The organism is Lentzea fradiae (assembly GCF_900100955.1).
GTDB classification, from domain to species: domain Bacteria; phylum Actinomycetota; class Actinomycetes; order Mycobacteriales; family Pseudonocardiaceae; genus Lentzea; species Lentzea fradiae.
In genome coordinates, this window is sequence record NZ_FNCC01000005.1 from 219,237 (window position 1) to 237,873 (window position 18,637).

Annotated in this window: 20 protein-coding genes; 8 read left to right on the forward strand and 12 right to left on the reverse strand. The window is 71.2% G+C overall.

All coding sequences use genetic code 11. The annotated features are described in order from the left end of the window. The first annotated feature begins 35 nt into the window (after window positions 1-35). Entirely contained in the window at window positions 36-650 is a 615-nt protein-coding gene (locus BLT23_RS13135) for a TetR/AcrR family transcriptional regulator (protein ID WP_176946726.1), read from the forward strand. Here the strand turns inward: BLT23_RS13135 and BLT23_RS13140 are convergent. The 9 genes from BLT23_RS13140 to BLT23_RS13180 all read right to left on the reverse strand — a co-directional run bounded on the left by BLT23_RS13140 (window position 637) and on the right by BLT23_RS13180 (window position 10,199). After that, the gene (locus BLT23_RS13140; protein WP_090049433.1) at window positions 637-1,170 is read right to left on the reverse strand and encodes a cysteine dioxygenase family protein; all 534 of its coding nucleotides are present in this window, start codon (window positions 1,168-1,170) and stop codon (window positions 637-639) included. The two genes, BLT23_RS13135 and BLT23_RS13140, sit on opposite strands and share 14 nt — an antisense overlap. 31 nt (window positions 1,171-1,201) lie before the next feature. Then, window positions 1,202-2,197, reverse strand: a complete 996-nt coding sequence (locus tag BLT23_RS13145) for a YeiH family protein (RefSeq protein WP_090048919.1) — start codon at window positions 2,195-2,197, stop codon at window positions 1,202-1,204. 69 nt (window positions 2,198-2,266) lie between these two features. Continuing rightward, window positions 2,267-3,172, reverse strand: coding sequence for a LysR family transcriptional regulator (locus tag BLT23_RS13150; RefSeq protein ID WP_090048921.1), 906 nt, complete (start codon window positions 3,170-3,172; stop codon window positions 2,267-2,269). 16 nt (window positions 3,173-3,188) lie between these two features. Further along, on the reverse strand, window positions 3,189-3,830 hold the full coding sequence (locus BLT23_RS13155; protein WP_090048923.1) for a hypothetical protein: 642 nt from the start codon (window positions 3,828-3,830) through the stop codon (window positions 3,189-3,191). 67 nt (window positions 3,831-3,897) lie between these two features. Beyond that, on the reverse strand, window positions 3,898-5,616 hold the full coding sequence (locus BLT23_RS13160) for a S8 family peptidase (RefSeq protein WP_090048924.1): 1,719 nt from the start codon (window positions 5,614-5,616) through the stop codon (window positions 3,898-3,900). 142 nt (window positions 5,617-5,758) lie between these two features. Then, complete coding sequence (locus BLT23_RS13165) at window positions 5,759-6,832, reverse strand: alpha/beta hydrolase (RefSeq protein ID WP_090049435.1); 1,074 nt, start codon at window positions 6,830-6,832, stop codon at window positions 5,759-5,761. A 98-nt stretch (window positions 6,833-6,930) separates the two neighbouring features. Further along, window positions 6,931-8,247, reverse strand: coding sequence for a cytochrome P450 (locus BLT23_RS13170; protein ID WP_245743923.1), 1,317 nt, complete (start codon window positions 8,245-8,247; stop codon window positions 6,931-6,933). 338 nt (window positions 8,248-8,585) lie between these two features. Beyond that, the gene (locus tag BLT23_RS13175; RefSeq protein ID WP_090048925.1) at window positions 8,586-9,182 is read right to left on the reverse strand and encodes a phosphoribosylanthranilate isomerase; all 597 of its coding nucleotides are present in this window, start codon (window positions 9,180-9,182) and stop codon (window positions 8,586-8,588) included. 192 nt (window positions 9,183-9,374) lie between these two features. Then, a complete protein-coding gene (locus BLT23_RS13180) occupies window positions 9,375-10,199 on the reverse strand; it encodes a class II glutamine amidotransferase (protein ID WP_090048926.1) in 825 nt (274 codons plus the stop codon). Window positions 10,200-10,299: 100 nt separating this feature from the next. Here BLT23_RS13180 and BLT23_RS13185 point away from each other — a divergent pair, with 100 nt between their 5' ends. The 4 genes from BLT23_RS13185 (at window position 10,300) to BLT23_RS13200 (ending at window position 13,762) form a co-directional block, all read left to right on the forward strand. Next, window positions 10,300-10,797 carry a hypothetical protein gene (locus BLT23_RS13185; protein ID WP_143035923.1) on the forward strand — a complete coding sequence of 166 codons (498 nt, stop codon included), beginning with the start codon at window positions 10,300-10,302 and terminating at the stop codon, window positions 10,795-10,797. A 120-nt stretch (window positions 10,798-10,917) separates the two neighbouring features. Then, complete coding sequence (locus BLT23_RS13190) at window positions 10,918-11,748, forward strand: phosphatase PAP2 family protein (RefSeq protein ID WP_245743924.1); 831 nt, start codon at window positions 10,918-10,920, stop codon at window positions 11,746-11,748. A gap of 63 nt (window positions 11,749-11,811) precedes the next feature. Further along, complete coding sequence (bla, locus tag BLT23_RS13195) at window positions 11,812-12,693, forward strand: class A beta-lactamase (protein WP_218133733.1); 882 nt, start codon at window positions 11,812-11,814, stop codon at window positions 12,691-12,693. A gap of 205 nt (window positions 12,694-12,898) precedes the next feature. Next, a complete protein-coding gene (locus BLT23_RS13200) occupies window positions 12,899-13,762 on the forward strand; it encodes an NAD-dependent protein deacetylase (protein WP_090048932.1) in 864 nt (287 codons plus the stop codon). Window positions 13,763-13,769: 7 nt separating this feature from the next. On the opposite strand, the gene BLT23_RS13205 is transcribed toward BLT23_RS13200, so the two are convergent. Both BLT23_RS13205 and BLT23_RS13210 read right to left on the reverse strand, forming a co-directional pair. Then, window positions 13,770-14,123 (reverse strand): RNA-binding S4 domain-containing protein, encoded by a 354-nt coding sequence (locus BLT23_RS13205; RefSeq protein ID WP_090048933.1) that lies wholly within the window; start codon window positions 14,121-14,123, stop codon window positions 13,770-13,772. A gap of 22 nt (window positions 14,124-14,145) precedes the next feature. Further along, window positions 14,146-14,721 carry a TetR/AcrR family transcriptional regulator gene (locus BLT23_RS13210; protein WP_090048935.1) on the reverse strand — a complete coding sequence of 192 codons (576 nt, stop codon included), beginning with the start codon at window positions 14,719-14,721 and terminating at the stop codon, window positions 14,146-14,148. A gap of 84 nt (window positions 14,722-14,805) precedes the next feature. On the opposite strand from BLT23_RS13210, the gene BLT23_RS13215 reads away from it, so the two are divergent. After that, a complete protein-coding gene (locus BLT23_RS13215; protein ID WP_090049439.1) occupies window positions 14,806-15,762 on the forward strand; it encodes an NADP-dependent oxidoreductase in 957 nt (318 codons plus the stop codon). On the opposite strand, the gene BLT23_RS13220 is transcribed toward BLT23_RS13215, so the two are convergent. Next, the gene (locus BLT23_RS13220) at window positions 15,752-16,096 is read right to left on the reverse strand and encodes an STAS domain-containing protein (protein ID WP_090048936.1); all 345 of its coding nucleotides are present in this window, start codon (window positions 16,094-16,096) and stop codon (window positions 15,752-15,754) included. The two genes, BLT23_RS13215 and BLT23_RS13220, sit on opposite strands and share 11 nt — an antisense overlap. Before the next feature lie 270 nt (window positions 16,097-16,366). Between BLT23_RS13220 and BLT23_RS13225 the strand changes: the two genes are divergently transcribed. Together BLT23_RS13225 and BLT23_RS13230 are read left to right on the forward strand one after the other, a co-directional pair. Continuing rightward, complete coding sequence (locus BLT23_RS13225; RefSeq protein WP_090048937.1) at window positions 16,367-18,037, forward strand: peroxidase family protein; 1,671 nt, start codon at window positions 16,367-16,369, stop codon at window positions 18,035-18,037. 97 nt (window positions 18,038-18,134) lie between these two features. After that, on the forward strand, window positions 18,135-18,596 hold the full coding sequence (locus BLT23_RS13230) for a DoxX family protein (RefSeq protein ID WP_090048938.1): 462 nt from the start codon (window positions 18,135-18,137) through the stop codon (window positions 18,594-18,596). Window positions 18,597-18,637 lie beyond the last annotated feature (41 nt).

Below are 18,637 nucleotides of genomic sequence, written 5' to 3' on the forward strand. Positions count from 1 at the left end.
ATGCTTCTGAACGTTGTTCAACCTATGCTGCCCCGGTGAGCACCGAGCAGACGGCGTGGGGTGATGCGGAGGGCAGGCGGCGGGACATCCTGTCGTCGGCCGAGCTGATCCTGGAGGAGCAGGGGTACGCGGGACTGACCATGCGCGCGGTCGCGGTCGGCGCCGGCGTCAGCTCCGGCACGGTCTACCAGTACTTCTCCGGCAAGGAGGACGTCTTCGCGGCGTTGATGGAACGGCGTCACGAGGAGCTGCGGCGCGCGCTCGCGACGGTCGACAGGAGCCTGGGTGTCGTCGGCGTGCTGCTGGAGGTCCAGCCGCTGGTCACCGAGTTCTGGCGGCGGTTCGGCCGGTCCGCGGCGCAGTGGGAGGCCAAGGTGCTCTCCGGTGGCCGCCGGGGCAAGGAGGTCACCGGGCCTGCGCAGGACTACCGCAAGACGCTCAAGGCGCTCGCGAAGGCGTTGACCGAGGCCGCCGCCCACACGGGGCAGGAGCTCACCGACGACCCGGCCATGCCGCACTGGGTGTGGGACACGCTGATCGGCCTCGCGGACGACCTGCTGTTGCAGGGCGCCCGCATCAACCGGGTCAAGCCCGACCGCCTGGTCGGCTTCGCCTGCCGGGCGATCGAGCGCGGGATCACCGTTGCCTGACGGGCAGGTCGTACCGCCGCCGGATGCTGGTGCCCAGCACGCCGATGTCCGCCCCGTAGACGTGGATCGAGATCGCCAGCGAGTCGGAGTTGTTGCACACCTTGTGGATGTCGCCGGGTGGCACGAGGTAGGACGCCACGCCCTCCGGGGTCTTGTTGACGCGCAACGGGACCAGCCGGTCGTCCTGCACCCGGTAGGTGGTCTCCTCCTCTTCGCCGACGTACGTGCCGACGACGCACCACGACACGTGGTCGTGGATGCAGGTTTCCTGACCTGGCAGCCAGATCAGCGCGACGACCGAGAAGCTGCCGTCCGGTTCGACGTGCAGGACGTGCTGGCGGTAGGCGTCGGGGTCGGGTTCCCGCTGCGCGGCGCTCAGCAGGAACGGGTCGGTCAGGTGCCCGGCGAGCGTGCGCGACACCCGTGCGGCGACGGTCTCGTCGTCACCGCCGCGTGTCGTCGCCTCGCGGAGAGAGCCCACCAGAAGCGTGGCCGTGGGGGAGAGCAGGCTGTGCGTCATGAGCGGGTCCTCCTTCATGAGGAACGTCAGGTCAGCCGATCAGCACCGTGCCCGTCAGCACCAGGACCACGATGAGAGCGGTGGAGAGCAGGCCCAGCAGCAGCACGGCCGGGCCGGAGCGGAGCAGGGAACGCAGGCGCACCGCGGTGCCGAGCGCGAACATGCCCGCCGCCAGCAGCACGTTGTCCACGAACGTCGCCGCGGTCAGCACGGCGTCGGGCAGCAGGCCGGTCGCGCGCACCGCCGCCATCGCGAGGAAGCCGAGCACGAACATCGGCACGAGCGGCGGCCGTTGTCCCGTCGCCGGGTACTTCAGCCGCTCGGCGAAGCTCACCGCGGCGAGCATCGGCGCGAGCAGCACCACCCGCGTCAGCTTCACCGCGACCGCGATGGCGAGCGCGCCGCTGACCGGCCCGGCGGCGGCCACCACCTGGGCGACCTCGTGCACGCTGCCGCCCGCCCACACCCCGTACTGGGTGGGCGAGAGGCCGGTGACCGGGAACAGCGCGGGCAACGTGAACATCGCGACCGTGCCGAAGAGCGTGACCAGGCCGAGCGCCTTGGCCACGTCCTGCTCGTCCTGTTCGCGCACGCTGTTCATCGCGGCGACCGCGGAGGCGCCGCAGATCGAGAACCCGGTCGCGATCAGCAGCGACAGGCCCTCACCGACCCCGAGCACCCGGCCGAGCCACCGCGTCACGACGAACGTGACGACCACGGCCACGACCGCGAGCAGCAGGATCTCGTAACCGAGCTTCAGCACGTCGTGGAAGACGAGCTTGAGCCCGAGCAGCACCACGCCGAGCCGCAGCAGCCGCCGACCGGCGACCCGGAGGCCGGGCCCCACCGAGGCGGGCAGCGTCACGGCGTTGGCGACGACCGCGCCGAGCAGCACCGCGACCGTCAGCGCGCTGATCGAGGGCTGGAGCAGGGAGACGACCATCGCGATCGCGACACCCGCCGCCACCAGGGCGAGTCCGGGCAGCACCGAGTCGGTCGTGCGCGGAGTGGTCCTGGTGATCCCCATGACCGTAACGGTGGCGGGGGCGGCCTATCAGCAGTAGATGGCCATTCCTTGGAGCCCCATAAGGCGCGCTTATGCCTTGGCGGCGGAGGCGGAGATGAGCGCGTCCACGGTGGCCCGCATGATCGGCAGCCGGATCAGGTCGGGCCAGGTGTAGAGGGCGGTGATGCGTTCCGCCGCCGACTCCACGTCCACCGCCGTCAGGCCGGGGTGCTGCAGGAACGACAGCAGCAGCCGCGGCACGAGCGCCACGCCCAGACCGGCCGTGACGAGGCTCTGGATGGCCAGGTTGTCGTCGGTGGAGCAGGTGACGTCGGGGGTGAACCCGGCCGCGCCGCACGCCTGGTGCAGCGCCCGCTGGCACCGCACGCACCCGGCGATCCAGCGTTCCTCCGCCGTCTCCTCCAGCGCGACCCGGCCCCGTCCGGCCAGCCGGTGACCGGTCGGGACGAGCAACGCGAGCGGCTCGCGCAGCAGCGGCACCCGCAGCATCCCGTTGACGGCCGCGTCGTCCAGCGGCTCGCCCGCGTAGCTGAAGCTGATCACCAGGTCGACCTCACCGGCGCGCAGCAGCGAGAACGAGTCCGGCGGCTCCTCCTCGACCAGCTCGAGCCGCAGGTTCGGGCGTTCCTGGGCGAGGATCGCCGCCGCCGCGGGCACCAGCGCGACGTTGGCGCTCGGGAACGCGCAGATCCGGATCGTGCCGATGTCGTGCGTGGCGATCGCGCTCACCTGCTGGTGGGTCGCGGACAGCAGGTCGAGCAGGCTCGACCCCCGTTCCGCGAGGATCCGCCCCGCCTCGGTGAGGTGCAGGCCGCGGCCCGTGCGCACGAACAGCGGCCCGCCCACCTGCCGCTCCAGCGCCCGCATCTGCTGGCTCACGGCGGGCTGGCTGCAGTGCAACGCCCGCGCGGCCGCGCTGAACGAGCCGGTCCTGGCGACCGTCGCGAAGACCTCGAGCTGGCGGGTGTCGAACATGCCAGCACTGTAGGTGTCATTTGCCCGTGAGGAGCGACCCGAGCGTGGACGACCCGTGCTCGCCGCAGTGACGGCGCGACGCGTCGAGCGTGATCGGTTTCTCCGCCTCGTCCGGCCTGCCCACCTGGCCGAACAGCTGCCGCAGCAGGTCGACCTGCTCATCGCCGTCCGCGCGGAGGAAGTCGCTGCAGCTCGACCGGACCGTGAGCCGGTCGTCCTCCGGCATCAGGTCGAGCGGCCCGGAGACGAACAGCAGCGCCAGCAGGACCGCCAGCCCGAACGCGACGATCGCCCCGCCCGACGACGACTTCTTCGGCGACAGCCACGTGCGGGCCTGCTCGATGAACGGCTCGGCGGGGGAGAGCTCGGTGTCGATCCAGAACTCGACGCTGTCGCCGCCGGTCACGTCGAACTGGACGTGACCGGCGGCGAGCATGATGCGCATGATCCGCTCGCGCTCGTAGGACCCCGACCAGAACGGGTCGGGCCGCACGAGGACGAGCCGGTCGGGCAGCAGGAACACGACGTCGCGCTCACCCCTGGCCAGGCGCGCGGTCTGGCCGGGCTGCACGACCGCCCCCGCCAGCCGGGCGAGGACCAGGTCGTGCTCGTGCTCGTCGAGGGCCTGCTCGGCCATCGACCACAGGTCGGGTTCCACGTCACTGCTATCGCTGGTGGTGGGGACCTGAGTTAGCCGCCCGGCCGGATTTTCGTCCGAATGCCGGTCAGAAAGTCATCCTCCAGGAATTCACGTAGCCGGTGTCGAGCCGCGCGACGTCCCGGACCTGCAGTTTCCACGTGCCGTTGGAGACTTCCCCCGACGCGTCGACCGTGTAGGTCTCGATCACGTTGTCGGTTGAGTCACTTCCGCTGTTCTTCAGCCGGAACGTGGTGCCATCGGGTGCCACCAGGTCGATGACGAGGTCGCCGCGGTAGGTGTGCACGATGTTCACGTCGACCTTGAGCATCGCGGGGGCGTTGCCCGGGATGCCCGAGACCGTGATCGGGCTGGTCACCGCCGCACCGGCGTCCGGGATCGCGACGTCGGCCGTGTTCTCGAACGACGTGCCGCCGCCGGGCGTGCCGGTGTCCACGGCGGCGAACGCGTCGACCCGGCCCTCACCGAAGAAGTTGTTCTTCGCCGTGGTGCCGCTGCACCGGCTGTCCGTGCAGCTCAGGTCGTCCGCCTGGGCCGCGAGCAGGGCCCGCAGGTCGGCGGGCGTCGCAGCCGGGTTCACCGACTTGAGCAGCGCCGCCACCCCCGCGACGTGCGGCGAGGCCATCGACGTCCCCGACTTCGACCCGTACCGCCCACCCGGCACCGTCGAGTAGACGCTGTCACCGGGCGCCGCGACGTGGACCTTGTCGGTGCCGTAGTTGGAGAACGACGACTTGCCGTTGGACGAGGTGATCGACGACACGCTGACCACACCCGGAGCCTCGGTGGGCATGCTCAGGCACGAGTTGGTGACGTTGCGCTGCACCGGCGTCGAGTCGTTCGGGCTCGTGGTGTCCCGCGTCTTGCTCGCGAGGTTGTAGTTCTCGTTGCCCGCCGCGGCGACGTGCAGCACACCCTTGCCCTCGGCGTAGGCGACGGCCCGCTTCACACCCTCCAGGATCGCGTCCTGGTCGGCGTTGTCCGGGCAGTTGAACAGCCACGGGTCGGTGTAGTAGCTGTTGTTGGTCACCTCGAAGCCGCGGTCACCGGAGAAGACCATCGCGCAGATCGTGTTCTCGGGGAAGAACAGCCCGCTCGGGTTCTCCGCGATCCGCACCGACGCGATCTTCACGCCCGGAGCCACCCCGACGACACCACGCCCGTTCTTCGCCGCCGCGACCGTGCCCGCGACGTGCGTGCCGTGCGTGCCCGTGTCCCGCCACGATCCGACGCGCGTGTCGAGCTTGCCGTAAGCACACGACGCGGAGTTGGCGGCGTCGAAGTTGTCCTTGAGGTCGTCGTGCAGGTCGTCGACCCCCGTGTCCAGCACCCCGACTGTGACGCTGGACGACCCCTTGTTGACCGCCCACGCCCGGTCGGCGCCGATCTGCGCCATGTCCGTCCGCACCGGCTCACTGGTGGCCGGCGAAGCCTGCGAAGGCGCGGACGGCACCGGCGGGTTGGCCGCCTCGGCGGGAACGTCCGACGTGCGCGTGGCCCCGACCTTCTGCACCCCGCTGACCGCACGCATCCTGGTCGCGAAGTCCGACGCACCCGAGTGCGCCACGACGACGCCGATCGCGTCGTAAGTGGTCCACACCGTGCCACTGTTGCTCGCGACCGCCTGCACGGCGCCGGCCGTAGCCCCCGGCGCCGTGATCACCAGGTACGCGCGTGTGCCCGCAAGAGGTGCCGCGGCGGCGGGAGATGCCGCCGTCAGGACACCAGCGCCCACGGCCGCGGCGATGACCGCGGTGCGCAGGCGTGAACGTGAACGCAGAAACACTGTTCCTCCACACTTCTAGCGGGCGATGCCCACGCGTGATGCGCGGGTGCAGGGGCCCGTCACGCCTTTAGAGGAGCCCGGAGGGGTTTCAGGACGCGGCGCCGCAAAGATGCCCCGTTCAGCTCACGCCGAACGTCGCACGTCAGAAGCCCTGCGCGAGCAACTGGACGAAGTGGTTCATGTCCGCCTGAACACACGGCTCCTCGGCGTGCTTGCCCGTGCAGCCAGGCGCCCAGCCGCTCCCGTCGCCGTAGTCGGCGAAGTGGAACGGGATGCCGTTCGCCGTGAGGTTGGCGGCGGTCACGAGCGCCGTCTCCCGCGCCCGGTTCTCCAGCACCGCCTGGATCGGGTTGACCGTGAGATCACCGCCGTTGCCGGTGTAGAGCGCGACCTTCATGCCCCGCAACGACCCGACGTGGTGGGCGGGACTCTGCGCGTTCCACACCCCGTCGAACGGCCACACCGGCGGCCCGAACACCGCGTCCACGTTGACCGTGGGCGTGCCGGACGCCGGGTTGACCAGCGTGGCGGTGATGGCCGCCCGGATCTCGGAGTTCCGCAGGTCGAGCCCACCCGAGAAGCTGCCCACCGCGTGGAACAGGTCAGGCTGGTGCTCCGCGTAGTGCATGGCGCCGAACCCGCCCATCGAATGCCCGACGATCGCCCTGCCCTCCCTGGACGCGATCGTGTTCAGGTTCGCGTCGACGAACGGCACGAGCTGGTCCAGGTGGAACGTCTCCCAGTTCTGGGGCCCGGCCGCACCGGGGTTGACCCAGTTCGAGTACCACCCGCGCCCGCTCCCGTTGGGCTGCACGGTGATCAGCGGCACGCCCTCCGTCGCCTTCTCGACAACACGCCGGTTCCACGCCGAGTCCGGCCGATCCGGATGCCCGTGCAGGTAGTACTGCACCGGATAGCGCGCGCTCGGGTCGTAACTCGACGGCAGCGTCACAACCACCTTGTGCTTTCCGGGCTCCTGCCCCTCCAACAACGTCGGCGTCGGCACCTGGTCCGTGGCGACGCTGAAGACGAACGTGCGGCGCTGGTCGTCGACCCACTGCGGCTGGTCCGTGACCGTGATGCCGAAACCGTCCGTCAGCAGGGGCGGCGCGGGCTCGTCCGCCCGCACGTACGGGCTGGACAGGACCAGGGCGACGGCCAGGGTGGTCAGCAGGATCGTTCCGCGCTCGGCGGCGGTGCGGAGTCTCGTCGGCATGCGGCCGATCGTGGAGCCGGCGGGGCGCCGGTGGCCAGGCCAGGTGACCGGCCATCGGTGGCCGGTGGCCACGACCAGCACGGACAGGGGAACGGGTATCAGCTCGCGCCGGGGCCGCCCAGCCGGGCGGGGAGGGTCTCGAAGCCGCGCAGGATGCGGGTCGGCCGCCGTCGTGCCCCGGCCAGTGGCGTCAGGTCGGGGAAGCGGTCGAAGATCGTGCGCAGGCCGATCTCCCCCTCCATGCGGGCGAGCTGCGCGCCGAGGCAGTAGTGGCGGCCCGCGCCGAACGAGACGTGGTCGCGGGCGTTGGCCCGGGTGACGTCGAACTCGTGCGGGTTCTCGAACACCTCGGGATCGCGGTTGGCGCCCGCCAGGACGGTGGTGACGAGCTGGCCGCGGCGGACCGGGACGCCCGCCAGCGTCGTGTCTCGGGCGCAGATGCGGCCGGTCAGCAGGACCGGTGCGTCGAAGCGGAGGATCTCGTCCACCGCGTTGCTCCACAGCTCCGGGCGGGCGCGGACGGTGGCGAGCTGGCCGGGGTGGCTGGTCAGCAGTGCGATGCCGTTGCCGAGGAGGTTGACGGTGGTCTCGAAGCCCGCGGCCAGCACCAGGCCCGCGGTGGCCTTCAGCTCGCGTTCGGTGAGGCCCTCGCCGTCCTCGCGGGCGGTGATCAGGCGGCTGAGCAGGTTGTCGCCGGGGTTGCGGCGCAGCGCGTCGAGGTGGCGGCTCAGCCACGCGTCGAACGTGTTCAGGCCCGACTCGACGCTGCGGAACACCCGCCACGGCAGGCCGAGGTCGAGGCTCGGTGCGGCGGCGGCGCCGAGGGCCAGGACCGTCGCGCGCTCGTTCTGCGGGACACCGAGGATCTCGCTGATCACGGTGACCGGCAGGAGGCCGCAGTAGGTCTCGATGAGGTCGACGGGGTTCGCCGGGGCGAGGTCGTCGAGCAGCTCGTCCGCGATCTGCTGGGTGCGGGCGCGCAGCTGCTCGACGGCGCGGGCGGTGAACACCCTGGTGACCAGCTTGCGGTAGCGGGTGTGCGACGGTGGTTCGACGGCCAGCAGCGACGGCGGGCGGACGGGGTGCATCACGTCCGTGTCCGACCACGCGGCGAGCTTGCCGAGGATGCCGGCGCCGAACCTCGGGCGGGCGGTCACGAAGGCGTCGTCGGCCAGGAGCGCCTTGACCACCGCGTGCCGGGTCGTGGTGTGGCCGACCCTGGTCGGGGCGAGCGGGCCGCGGGCACGGATCTCGTCGAACAGGCCGGTCAGGTCGGCGCCGGAGGACGCCTCGACGGTGATGCGGCCCTGCAGGTCGCCGCGGCGCGCGGCCAGGCGCATCACCGTGCGCGGCAGGGCGTGGCCGATGCCCCAGCGCACCGCGGGTTTGACGTGCTCCTCAGCCAGGCTCGTCACGGGTCGCAGCGTGACCGGTGGGCCGCCGCGAGTCAAGACGCGGGCCGCCGGAGTCCACTTCGGACGGTGCGGGTCACGCCAGGATGACCGGTACGTCCAGTGCCCGCACGACGTCGTTGTCCGCACACCGGCGACCTCGGCGAACGGCAGCACGGAGAACCGCGACGCCGACCTGATCTTCTCCGAGCTGGCCGCGCCGCCTGGCGACCTGCGGTGGCGGCGGGCGGACGGTGACTTGGCGGTGGTGATGTGGCGAGGCTGGCATGGCGAGGCTGGGAGGTGGCCTGGCGTGGCGGAATCGGGGTGTCGCTGTCGTGCTCGGGTGGCGAGCGCAGTGATCAGGCGCGGGCGGCGGCGACGAACTCGCGCATCCGGCCGTGGTCCTTCACGCCGCGGCTCGACTCGATGCCGCTCGACACGTCGACCCCCCACGGCCGGGCGGCGGTGACGGCGTTGGCGACCGTCTCCGGCGACAGGCCGCCCGCCAGCAGCCACCGGCCCGTCGGGCGGTTCTCGTCCAGGCGCGTGATGTCCCACTGCTCGCCGGAGCCGGCGACGGGCGAGTCGATCAGCAGCAGGTCCTCGCCGAACGCGCCCGTGCGCACGTCGGTGCCCGGCCCGAGCGCGATGGCCCTGACCAGCTGGAACGGCTGACCGGCCAGCTCGTCGAACGCTTCTTTCGGGTAGTCGCCGTGCAGCTGCAACGCGCCGACGCCGGTCTTCAGCGCCAGCTCGCCCGCCTCCTCAGCCGGGATGCCGCGCACGACGGCGACGGTCAGCACGTGGTCCGGTACGGCCGCGACGAGCGTGCGCGCCAGATCGGCGTCGATGCGGCGGGGACTGGCGGTGAGCACAAACCCGACGGCGTCGGCTCCGCTCTCGACCGCTACGGCCACGTCGGACTCGGTGCGCAGGCCACACAGCTTCACGAACACCCGACCGATCCTAGTGTCGCGAACAGACTGGACCGACTTCCGACGTTGACGACGGCCTCGGTGGCGATGTTGACGGCTATGTGGACGACGTTGATGACGTTGACAGCGACATTGACTGACATGTTGACGAGGTTGACGAACATGTTGACGACATGGACGGCATCGACACCGTCGTGTCGAGAGTGGACTCCGTCATGGCTTGAACGGGAGCAGTTCCTCTTCCACGCCTGTCCGGACGACCACGCACGTCGACTCCGGCACCTCCTGCCACGCCCCGACCAGGTCGCCGAGGGGTTCGGACACGATCAGGCGGGAGTCGTCGCCGAGGTGGTGCAGGGCCGGGTTGTCCGGGTACTGGCGGCGCAGCGTCGACACGTCGGTGCTGTGGAACAGCGACCGCGACTTGCCTCGGCTCGAGTAGCGGAACGCCCAGGTGGTCGAGCCGTCCGTGACGGCGACGGTCATCTGGATCGGGTACTCGATGCCCGCGCGCCTGCCGACGTCCTCGACGAAGCCGACCATGCGCGCCACGGCGGCGGGCGGGTCCTGCTCCAGGCCGAAGCTGATCGCCAGGTAGAACATGACCTCGGAGTCGGTCGAGCCCTCGATCAGCGGGAACAGCTCCGGGTCGACCGCCATCGCGAGGTCGCGGCGGAGAAGCGGGAACTGGGCGATGAGGCCGTTGTGCATCCACAGCCAGCTCTTGTGGCGGAACGGGTGGCAGTTCGACCGCTGCACCGCGCCGCCGGTCGACGCCCTGACGTGCGCGAACACCCGGTCCACCGTGATCTGGGCGGACAGTTCGCGCAGGTTGCGGTCGTTCCACGCCGGTTCGGTGCTCAGGAACAGGCCGGGGGTGGGGGCGTTGCCGTACCAGCCGATGCCGAACCCGTCGCCGTTGACCGCCGTCGCGCCCAGCCGGGCGTGCTTGGACTGCATGACGAGCGAGTTCGCCGGCGCGTAGAGCAGCTCCTCCAGCCGCACCGGTGAACCCGAGTACGCAAGCCACCGGCACATGACGAACCTCCCTGACCGACCCTGGCGTTACAGGGGAACACGTAGCAGACCGGATTGCGAGGTTTGCGGCGACGCGCCTGTGTCGGGCAGCATGGCTCGCGTGACGGTTCCTCCGGGCTTGCGGCCCCAGCCCCACGAACGGCACGGGGACTTCGAGACGATCGAGGTCCAGGCGCCCGTGACGCGGGTGCCCGCGGGGCAGGTGCCCCAGGGCCACGCGCCCGGTGGGCAGGTGCCCCTGGGCCAGGCAACCGCGGGTCAGGTGCCGGGGAGTCAGGCGCCGACGACGAGGGTGCCCGTGGCCCGCCCGGCCGCGATGCCGGTCGAGGTCGCCGGTGAGCAGGAGGAGCGGTCGGACATGGCCGTCATCGGCCCGATCGCCGCCATCGTGCTCGCGCTGACGATCAGCACGCTGGTCCTCGACCACCCGGCCGCCCGCGCGGTCGCGGCGGCACTCGCGACGGTCGGCCTGATCGCGGCCGTCGTCATCATGATGATGGGCAAGAAGCCGGGACGTCACGTCGCCCGGCACGCGGTCGACCCCGAGGCCACGGACCGGATCGCGCCCGGCTGGGCGGCGACCGACCCGCGGCGCTGAGAACGTCCGGCCAGTAGCCGTTCGCGGGCTTGCCGCCCGCGCACCTTCCCGAGCCCGGCGTGCCGGAGTGGATCGATCTTCGCGCTGCGCGGTAGGCCGAACGGCGGCAGAGTCGGCGCCGTGAACTATCGACGGTGGCCCGTGGTCGCGGCGGCGGGGTTCGTCTTCGCCGCGGTCGTGTACGTGCTCGCGGTGCTGACGAGGACCGGGCAGACCATCGAGAACGCGGCGCTGCGTGGTGTCGACCAGGACGACGTGTCCGAAACGGACGCTGCCTGGGCCGCGCTCGGCCAGATCACCGTCTACTCGCTGGCGGCGGCTGTGCTGGCCGTGGCGCTCGTCGGCGTGCTCAGGAAGCGTTGGGACCTCACGGTCGCGGCGGTCAGTGTGATCGTCGCGGGGCAGCTGGTCGTGCAGGTGCTCAAGCGGTTCGTCCTGCCACGACCGGCGCTGGTCGAGGTCACCGGCGACTACGCGCACAACAGCCTCCCGAGTGGACACACGACGATCGCCATGACCGTGTTGTTTGCGGCGGTCATCGTCGTGCCGTGGAAGTGGCGCGGTGTGATGCTGTTCTTCGTGCTGCCGTGGGCAACGGCGATCGGCCAGTACACGTTGACGGCGAAGTGGCACCGGCTCAGCGACACGCTCGCAGCCGACGGCATCGCCCTGGCTGTCGCCGCGCTGGCTTCTCTTTGGCTGCAAAGGAAAGGATCTTTGCAGGTCTATGACGGGCCGCGGCGAGTCGGCCGGGTGGTTCTGGTTGTCTTCTGGTCGTTGGTCGCCGCTGTCTCGCTCGTGCTCGGCGTGATCCTGTGGGGTGTTCCGCTGGCACGGCAAGGACTTGACGCCGACGAGTGGGTCGTCTACCTCGGCGCGGGCTCGTTCGCGTCGGCCGGGTCGCTGATCGCCGCGCTGACCTTCCTCGCGTGCTGGCGCCGGATCGGATGACAACCGGTTGATCTCTCGCGCGTCCTGGTCTGTGGAGAGGTTTCACGCGAAGGGGATAAGACGTTGCGAATTGACCGACGTGCGGCCTTGGCGCTGGGTGCGGGAGCCGTGCTCGCGGTGGCGGTGCCCGCCGCCGCGCAGGCGTCACCGGTGACGGGCAGGCTGCGCGAGCTGGAACGACGGCACGGCGCCCGTCTTGGCGTGTTCGCGCTCGACACCGGTTCCGGCCGCACGGTGCTGCACCGGGCGGACGAGCTCTTCCCGATGTGCTCGACGTTCAAGACGCTGGCGGCGGCCGCGGTGCTGCGCCGTGACGTGGACGGGTCGTTGCTGGGCAAGGTGATCACGTACACGCAGGCCGAGGCCGACAAGTCCGGGTACGCGCCGATCACCGGGCTGCCCGCGAACCTCGCGAACGGCATGACGGTCTCCGCCCTGTGCGAGGCGACCATCACCTACAGCGACAACTGCGCGGCCAACCTGCTGCTGCGCGAGCTCGGCGGGCCGACCGCCATCAGCCGGTTCGCCCGGTCGATCGGTGACCCGGTGACCCGGCTCGACCGCTACGAGCCGGAGCTGAACTCGGCCGAGCCGGGCCGCAGGACCGACACGACCTCGCCGCGCGCCATCGGGCAGAGCTACGCGCGTCTCACCCTCGGCCACGCGCTCGACCGCCCCGACGCCGAGCAGCTCACGAACTGGTTGCTGGCCAACACGACCGGCGGCAACCGCGTCCGCGCCGGCCTGCCGGCGGAGTGGGGCTGGGGCGACAAGACCGGCGGCGGCTCGTACGGCACGACCAACGACGTCGGCATCGCGTTCCCGCCCGGCCGGGCGCCGATCGTGATCGCGACCCTGTCGACGCGCGAGAGCGACCCAGACGGCGGCGCCGACGAGCCGTTGCTGGTCAAGACCGCGCAGCTGCTCGCGGAGACGTTCAGCTGACGGGTCCGGGGCAGTGCGGGCCGGGCAGCCCGGTCCGCACAGCCCCTGCCGGAGTCGCCGCTGGGTCGTGAGCCCGGCGTCGATGCAGGGCGACCAGCTTCTGCTGCGCGGTGGTCAAGGCGGTTCGCGCTGGTCACGGCGTCGTCGAGCGGCACCGTGGCCGCGACGGAGGCCGAGCCGCGGCAGCGGTACGTAAGCTGGTGAGGTGCGAACAAGGCCCACCCTGACCTGGACGAACCCGGGCCCGTCGCTGCCGCGCACCTCCACCCTCGCCGACGTCGTGCCGATCGTCGAGCGGGGCGGTGTGCTGGTGCTGAGCGGCGCGGGCCTGTCCACCGAGTCGGGCATCCCCGACTACCGCGGCGACGGCGGGTCCCTGCGCAAGCACACCCCGATGACCTACGACGAGTTCACCGGCAGCGAGGCGGGCAGGAGGCGCTACTGGGCGCGCAGCCACGTCGGCTGGCGCACCATCGCGCAGGCCCGCCCGAACGCGGGCCACCACGCCGTCGCCAGGCTGTCGCCGCGGCTGTGCGGCGTGATCACGCAGAACGTCGACGGCCTGCACCAGGCCGCGGGCACGCCGGACGTCGTCGAGCTGCACGGCGGCCTCGACCGGGTGATCTGCCTGGACTGCCGCCGGGTCACGCCGCGGCTCGACCTGGACCACCGGCTGCGCGAAGCGAACCCGGACTTCGCCGTCACGACCGACGAGGTCAACCCCGACGGTGACGTGTTCCTGCCGGAGGAGCAGGTGCGGGGGTTCCGGGTCGTGCCGTGCGCGGACTGCGGCGGCGTGCTGAAGCCGGACGTCGTGTTCTTCGGCGAGAACGTGCCGCGCCCGCGCGTCGAGCAGTGCTGCTCGCTCGTCGACGGCGCACGGTCGTTGCTGGTCCTGGGCTCTTCGCTGACCGTCATGTCCGGGCTGCGGTTCGTCCGCAGGGCCGCCTCGGCCGGAATCCCTGTCGTCATCATCAACCGCGGCGAGACGCGCGGCGACCCGGTGGCGTCGCACCGGGTCGACCTGCCGCTGGGGCCGTCGCTGACGGAGCTGGCCGATCTCGTCTGAACCGGCGTCAGCGGGCGCGGAACTGGTCGAGCACGCGGCGTTCCCGCTTCGTCGGGCGTCCGGCGCCGCGGTCGCGCCGTGCCACCGGGATGTCCGGCGGGGGCGGGGGAGTGCGGTCGATGAAGCACGTGGCCGCGTCCGCCGCGCCGACCCGCTTCTGGATCACCCGCACCACCTCGACGATGCGGGTCTTGTCGCCGACACGGGCGCGGACCTGGTCGCCGGGCACCACGGTCGTGGAGGGCTTCGCGGGCTTGTCGTTGATGCGCACGTGACCGCCCCGGCACGCCTGGGCGGCGTCCGGGCGGGTCTTGGTCAGCCTGACCGCCCACAGCCAGCGGTCGATGCGCGTCGACTCCACCCCGCCATCATGGCACCTCCGCTCAGGCGGCCGGCGGGTGCGGCAGCGGGTGGGCCCCCTCGGGGCGCAGCCCGTCGAACACGATCGCCAGGTAGCGCTCCCACAGGTCGGGCTGGGCGTCCGGCAGGTTCCTCATGATCTCGTTGGGCACGCACATCAGCCGCATCACGTCGATCCCGGTGACGTCGGGCCGCAGAGCGCCTTGCTCGCGGGCGTGGTCGACGAGCGCGGTGATCGCCCGCTCCAGCTCGCCCTGCTTGCGCGCCGCCACCTCGTCGGAGACGTGGGCCAGGAACGGGATGTCGAGCAGCTGGCGCTGACGTGCGGCGAAGCTGAGGAACTCCAGCACGGCGGCGCCCGCGTCCTCGGCGCCGACCAGGTCGTTCGCCAGGTCGACGAGCCGGGTGACGTGGTCGACCACGAGGGCGGCGACCAGGTCGTCCTTGGTCGGGAAGTGGCGGAACACCGTGCCCTTGCCCAGTCCCGCCCTGCGGGCCACCGCCGAGATCGGCGCGTCCACGCCGTTCTCCGCGAACTCCTCGGCCGCGGCGGAGAGCAGCAGCTCGCGGTTTCTGACGGCGTCGGCGCGCGAAGACACGTCCGCAGTCTAGCAAGTTGACCGCGCGGTCCGTTTCGTGCAGGATGAAAGTGACCGCACGGTCCGTTTATGGAGGAGGACGAGATGAAGGCAGTTGTCGCGACGGGGTACGGCCAGCCGGAGGAGTTCCAGGTCGCGGAGGTTCCGGTGCCGCGTCCCGGGCCGGGGCAGATCCAGGTCCGCATCGCCGCCGCGTCGATCAACCCGACCGACGTCGTCCTGCCCGGCGGCGCGTACCGCGGCAGCGTGGAGCTGGAGTTCCCGCACGTGCCGGGCAACGACTTCGCCGGCACGGTCACCGAGGTGGGGCCGGGCGTGACGGCGTTCGCGGTGGGCGACGAGATCTTCGGCGCCGCCGTGCCGCGGGCCATGAGGGCCATCGCGAGCAAGACCAGGCCGTCGCTCAGCACGGGGGCGTTCGCGGAGTACGCGGTGTTCGAGGCGGACGCGCCGGTGCTGGCCCACCGCCCGCCCGGGCTGGACGCGGCGGACGCCGCCGCGCTGGCGACGGCGGGGATGACCGCGCTGCCGCTGATCGGCAAGGCGAAGCTGAAGGAGGGGCAGACCGCGCTGGTCATCGGGGCCACCGGCGGTGTCGGCACGGCGCTCGTCCCGTTGCTGGCGGCGGCGGGCGTGCATGTCATCGCCACGGCCACCGAGGCCGACGTGGAGCTGCTGCGCGGTCTTGGCGCGGCGGAGGTCATCGGGTACGGCGACGCCTACCCCCAAGACGTCGACACGGTCTTCAACCTCGTGCTGAAAGCGGACCGGATCGCCCCGGCGGTCGAGGCGGTCCGGCCGGGCGGCAAGCTGCTGAGCATCGTCTACCCGCCCGCCGAGCCGGTCCGCGACGACATCGAGCAGGAGTTCGTGCTCGACCTGGACGGCGAGTTCGGCGACATGAGCGACGTCGCCGAACTGGCCGTCAGCGGTGCCCTGACCGCGACGATCAGCCGCCGCTACACCCTCGACGAGGGACGTGAGGCGTGCGTCGCCTTCGTGCGGGAGCACACCGCGGGCAAGGTCGTCATCACGACCTGACGCGCTCCGCTGTTGTGTCCACTGTGGACTTCAGTCCGAGCATTCTGGCGAGCCCCGACAGTTCGAGCACCTTCGTCACCTGGGGCGAGGCGGCGGACAGGCGCAGCCCGCCCGCCGCACCGGACGCGCGGGCGTGGCCGCGCACGAGCGCGCTCACCCCGCTGGAGTCGCAGAACGTGACGGCCGAGAGGTCCAGCACCACGTAGCGGTGTCCCTGGTCGAGGAGCCGGTCGAGCCGGGCCAGCAGCTTCTCCGAGCCGGAGCCTGCCAGTTCACCTGAGACGGTGATCAGGGTGGACGCAGGTGACGACTGGGTCACCGTGACTTCGAGCATTTCGTAGCGGTACCCACTCGGCGCGGGCCGCAAACCACCCTCTCGCCGTAGCCCGTCCAGGGGGTGCCGGTACCGCGCGGTCGCGGCGCCCGGCTTCGCGGACCGCCCCCTGTCCGCGAAGACACCCCGCCGTTGCCGTATCCGCTCGGTGACCACCTTTTGATTGTCGCCAAAAGCTTCGACGCGAATTTGGTCCGTACGGAGACTTGGCGGCGGGGCAGGTGCTTGTTGGGGAACAGGTCGCCTGGTAGAGGGGAAACAGGGGGAAACATGAAAAGGCACGTGCGCGACAGCTTCTTCGTCGTGGGTGAAGGTGTGCTGGAGTTCGACGACAGGGGTGAAGCCAGCACGCGCCAGCCTTCCACGCTGGAGGAGCTGCGCAGGTTCCGGTTCTCGCGACTGGGACCGAAGGGGCCGAGAACGGACGAGGAGATCCGGGTCGCCCTCGCGTCCGCGATCACCGCGGCCGTCCCGCAGGCCGACGAACCCGCCGTCCCGGCCGGGTTCACCTACCTCGGCCAGTTCGTGGACCACGACCTCACGATGGACCGCACGGACACGCAGCTCGGCCAGGACGTCAACCTCGACGAGCTGCTGCAGGGACGGTCTCCCGCGCTGGACCTCGACTCGGTCTACGGCCGCGGTCCGCGCGACAAGGACGACCAGGTCTTCTACGACCAGGACGGGGTGAAGCTCAAGACGGGCACCACCACGCCCGTGCCGTTCCCGGACGAGGGCACCAACGTCCCGTTCGAGGGCTTCGACCTGCCGCGCCGCGGCGGGACGGCGGGCACCGCGGCGGACCGGCGGCTGCCGCTGATCCCCGACGCCCGCAACGACGAGAACCTCGTGGTGGCGCAGACGCACCTCGCGTTCATCCGGTTCCACAACCGCGTCGTCGACGAGCTCGCGCTCACCGGCCTGAGCGGGGAACGGCTGTTCCGGGCCGCCAAGGAGCTGGTCGTGCGCCACTACCAGTGGATGCTCAAGACCGACTTCCTGCCGCGCGTGGTCGACCCCGCGATCGTCGACGACGTCTTCACCAACGGCCGCAGGTTCTTCGAGGTGCCCGGCAAGTACTACAACCGGGACAACTCGCCGACCATGCCGATCGAGTTCTCGGTGGCCTCCTACCGCTTCGGGCACAGCCAGGTCCGCGGCGCGTACCAGTGGAACCGGGTGTTCAACTCGACGGGACCGGGCGGCATCGCGTCGCTGTTCGCGCTCTTCACGTTCACCGGCGTGGCGGGCAACTTCGACCCGAGCTCGCAGACGCCCGCCGACCTCGACGACGTCGACCGGGGCCCGATCTTCACGTTGCCCAGCAACTGGATCGCGGACTTCCGCCGCCTCTACGACTTCACCGAGGCCGAGCGGGACGACCTGGCGGCACCGCAGGAGTTCGGCGGCGGCAACGTCACCAAGCGGATCGACACGCTGCTGGTCAACCCGCTGACGCAGCTGCCGGCCGGCACGTTCGGCGGCCGCGGCACGACGTTCCGGGAGATCGAGCGCAACCTCGCGTTCCGCAACCTGAGCAGGGCCTCGATGATGGAGCTCGCCACCGGGCAGCAGCTCGCCGAGCTCTTCGGCGTGGAGCCGCTCACCGCCGAGCAGATCCTGACCGGCAACGGCGGCGCGGTCGTCGAGGGCCTGTCGCAGGAGCAGCGGGCGAAGCTGGTCGCCGAGACGCCGCTGTGGTTCTACGTCCTGCGCGAGGCCGAGGTCGGCGTCGGCCGGCTCGGCGGCGTCGGCGGCCGGATCACCGCGGAGGTCTTCCACCGCGCGATCGAAGGCAGCCGGATCTCGATCGTGCGCTCGCCGTACTGGCGGCCGACGCTCGGACCGGACGCCAGCACGTTCCGCATGGTCGACCTGCTGCTGTTCGCGTTCGAGGGCAAGGCCGACCTGCTGAACCCGCTGGGAGACCCCCAGGGCTGATCCGGCTGAGCCGATCCGGGCCGGGACCCGGCCCGGATCTTCCCTCGCGCCTCCTGTCTGACCGTGTGGTGGCCGTCAGACAGGAGAGGGAGGAACGATGACACGTCCGGATGTCACAAGCCGTGAGACCACCGAGGAACGCCTCACCCGGTTCGCCGGTGAGGCCGGGACACCGCTGCTGCGCATCGGGCTGGGGGTCGTGTACCTCTGGTTCGGGGTGCTGAAGCTGTTCCCCGGTGGCAGCCCCGCCGAGGACCTCGTGGACCGCACCGTGTCCGCGCTGACGTTCGGGATCGTCCACGGGGACCTCGCGCGGCTGAGCGCCGCGATCACCGAGATCGGGATCGCACTGGTACTGCTGAGCTTCCGCGCACCGCGCTCGTGCGCCGTCCTGCTGATCGGGCACGTCCTGCTGGTGTCGACACCGCTGGTGTTGTTCCCGGCCGAGATGTGGTCCGCTCCGCTGCGGGCGTCCTTCGAAGCCCAGTACATCCTGAAGAACGTGGTGACCGTCGCCGCCGCGGTGGTCATCGCCGCATCGCACCGCAGGGTGCGATGACCGGGAGCCGTCCGGTCCACTGGGGGCCGGGCGGCTCCCGC

Coding starts and splice junctions, on each gene's coding strand:
- BLT23_RS13140 (WP_090049433.1), bottom strand. CDS start 1,170: ATGACGCACAGCCTGCTCTCCCCCACGGCCACGCTTCTGGTGGGCTCT.
- BLT23_RS13230 (WP_090048938.1), top strand. CDS start 18,135: ATGACACGTCCGGATGTCACAAGCCGTGAGACCACCGAGGAACGCCTC.
- BLT23_RS13225 (WP_090048937.1), top strand. CDS start 16,367: ATGAAAAGGCACGTGCGCGACAGCTTCTTCGTCGTGGGTGAAGGTGTG.
- BLT23_RS13150 (WP_090048921.1), bottom strand. CDS start 3,172: ATGTTCGACACCCGCCAGCTCGAGGTCTTCGCGACGGTCGCCAGGACC.
- BLT23_RS13220 (WP_090048936.1), bottom strand. CDS start 16,096: ATGCTCGAAGTCACGGTGACCCAGTCGTCACCTGCGTCCACCCTGATC.
- BLT23_RS13215 (WP_090049439.1), top strand. CDS start 14,806: ATGAAGGCAGTTGTCGCGACGGGGTACGGCCAGCCGGAGGAGTTCCAG.
- BLT23_RS13145 (WP_090048919.1), bottom strand. CDS start 2,197: ATGGGGATCACCAGGACCACTCCGCGCACGACCGACTCGGTGCTGCCC.
- BLT23_RS13165 (WP_090049435.1), bottom strand. CDS start 6,832: ATGCCGACGAGACTCCGCACCGCCGCCGAGCGCGGAACGATCCTGCTG.
- BLT23_RS13180 (WP_090048926.1), bottom strand. CDS start 10,199: ATGTGCCGGTGGCTTGCGTACTCGGGTTCACCGGTGCGGCTGGAGGAG.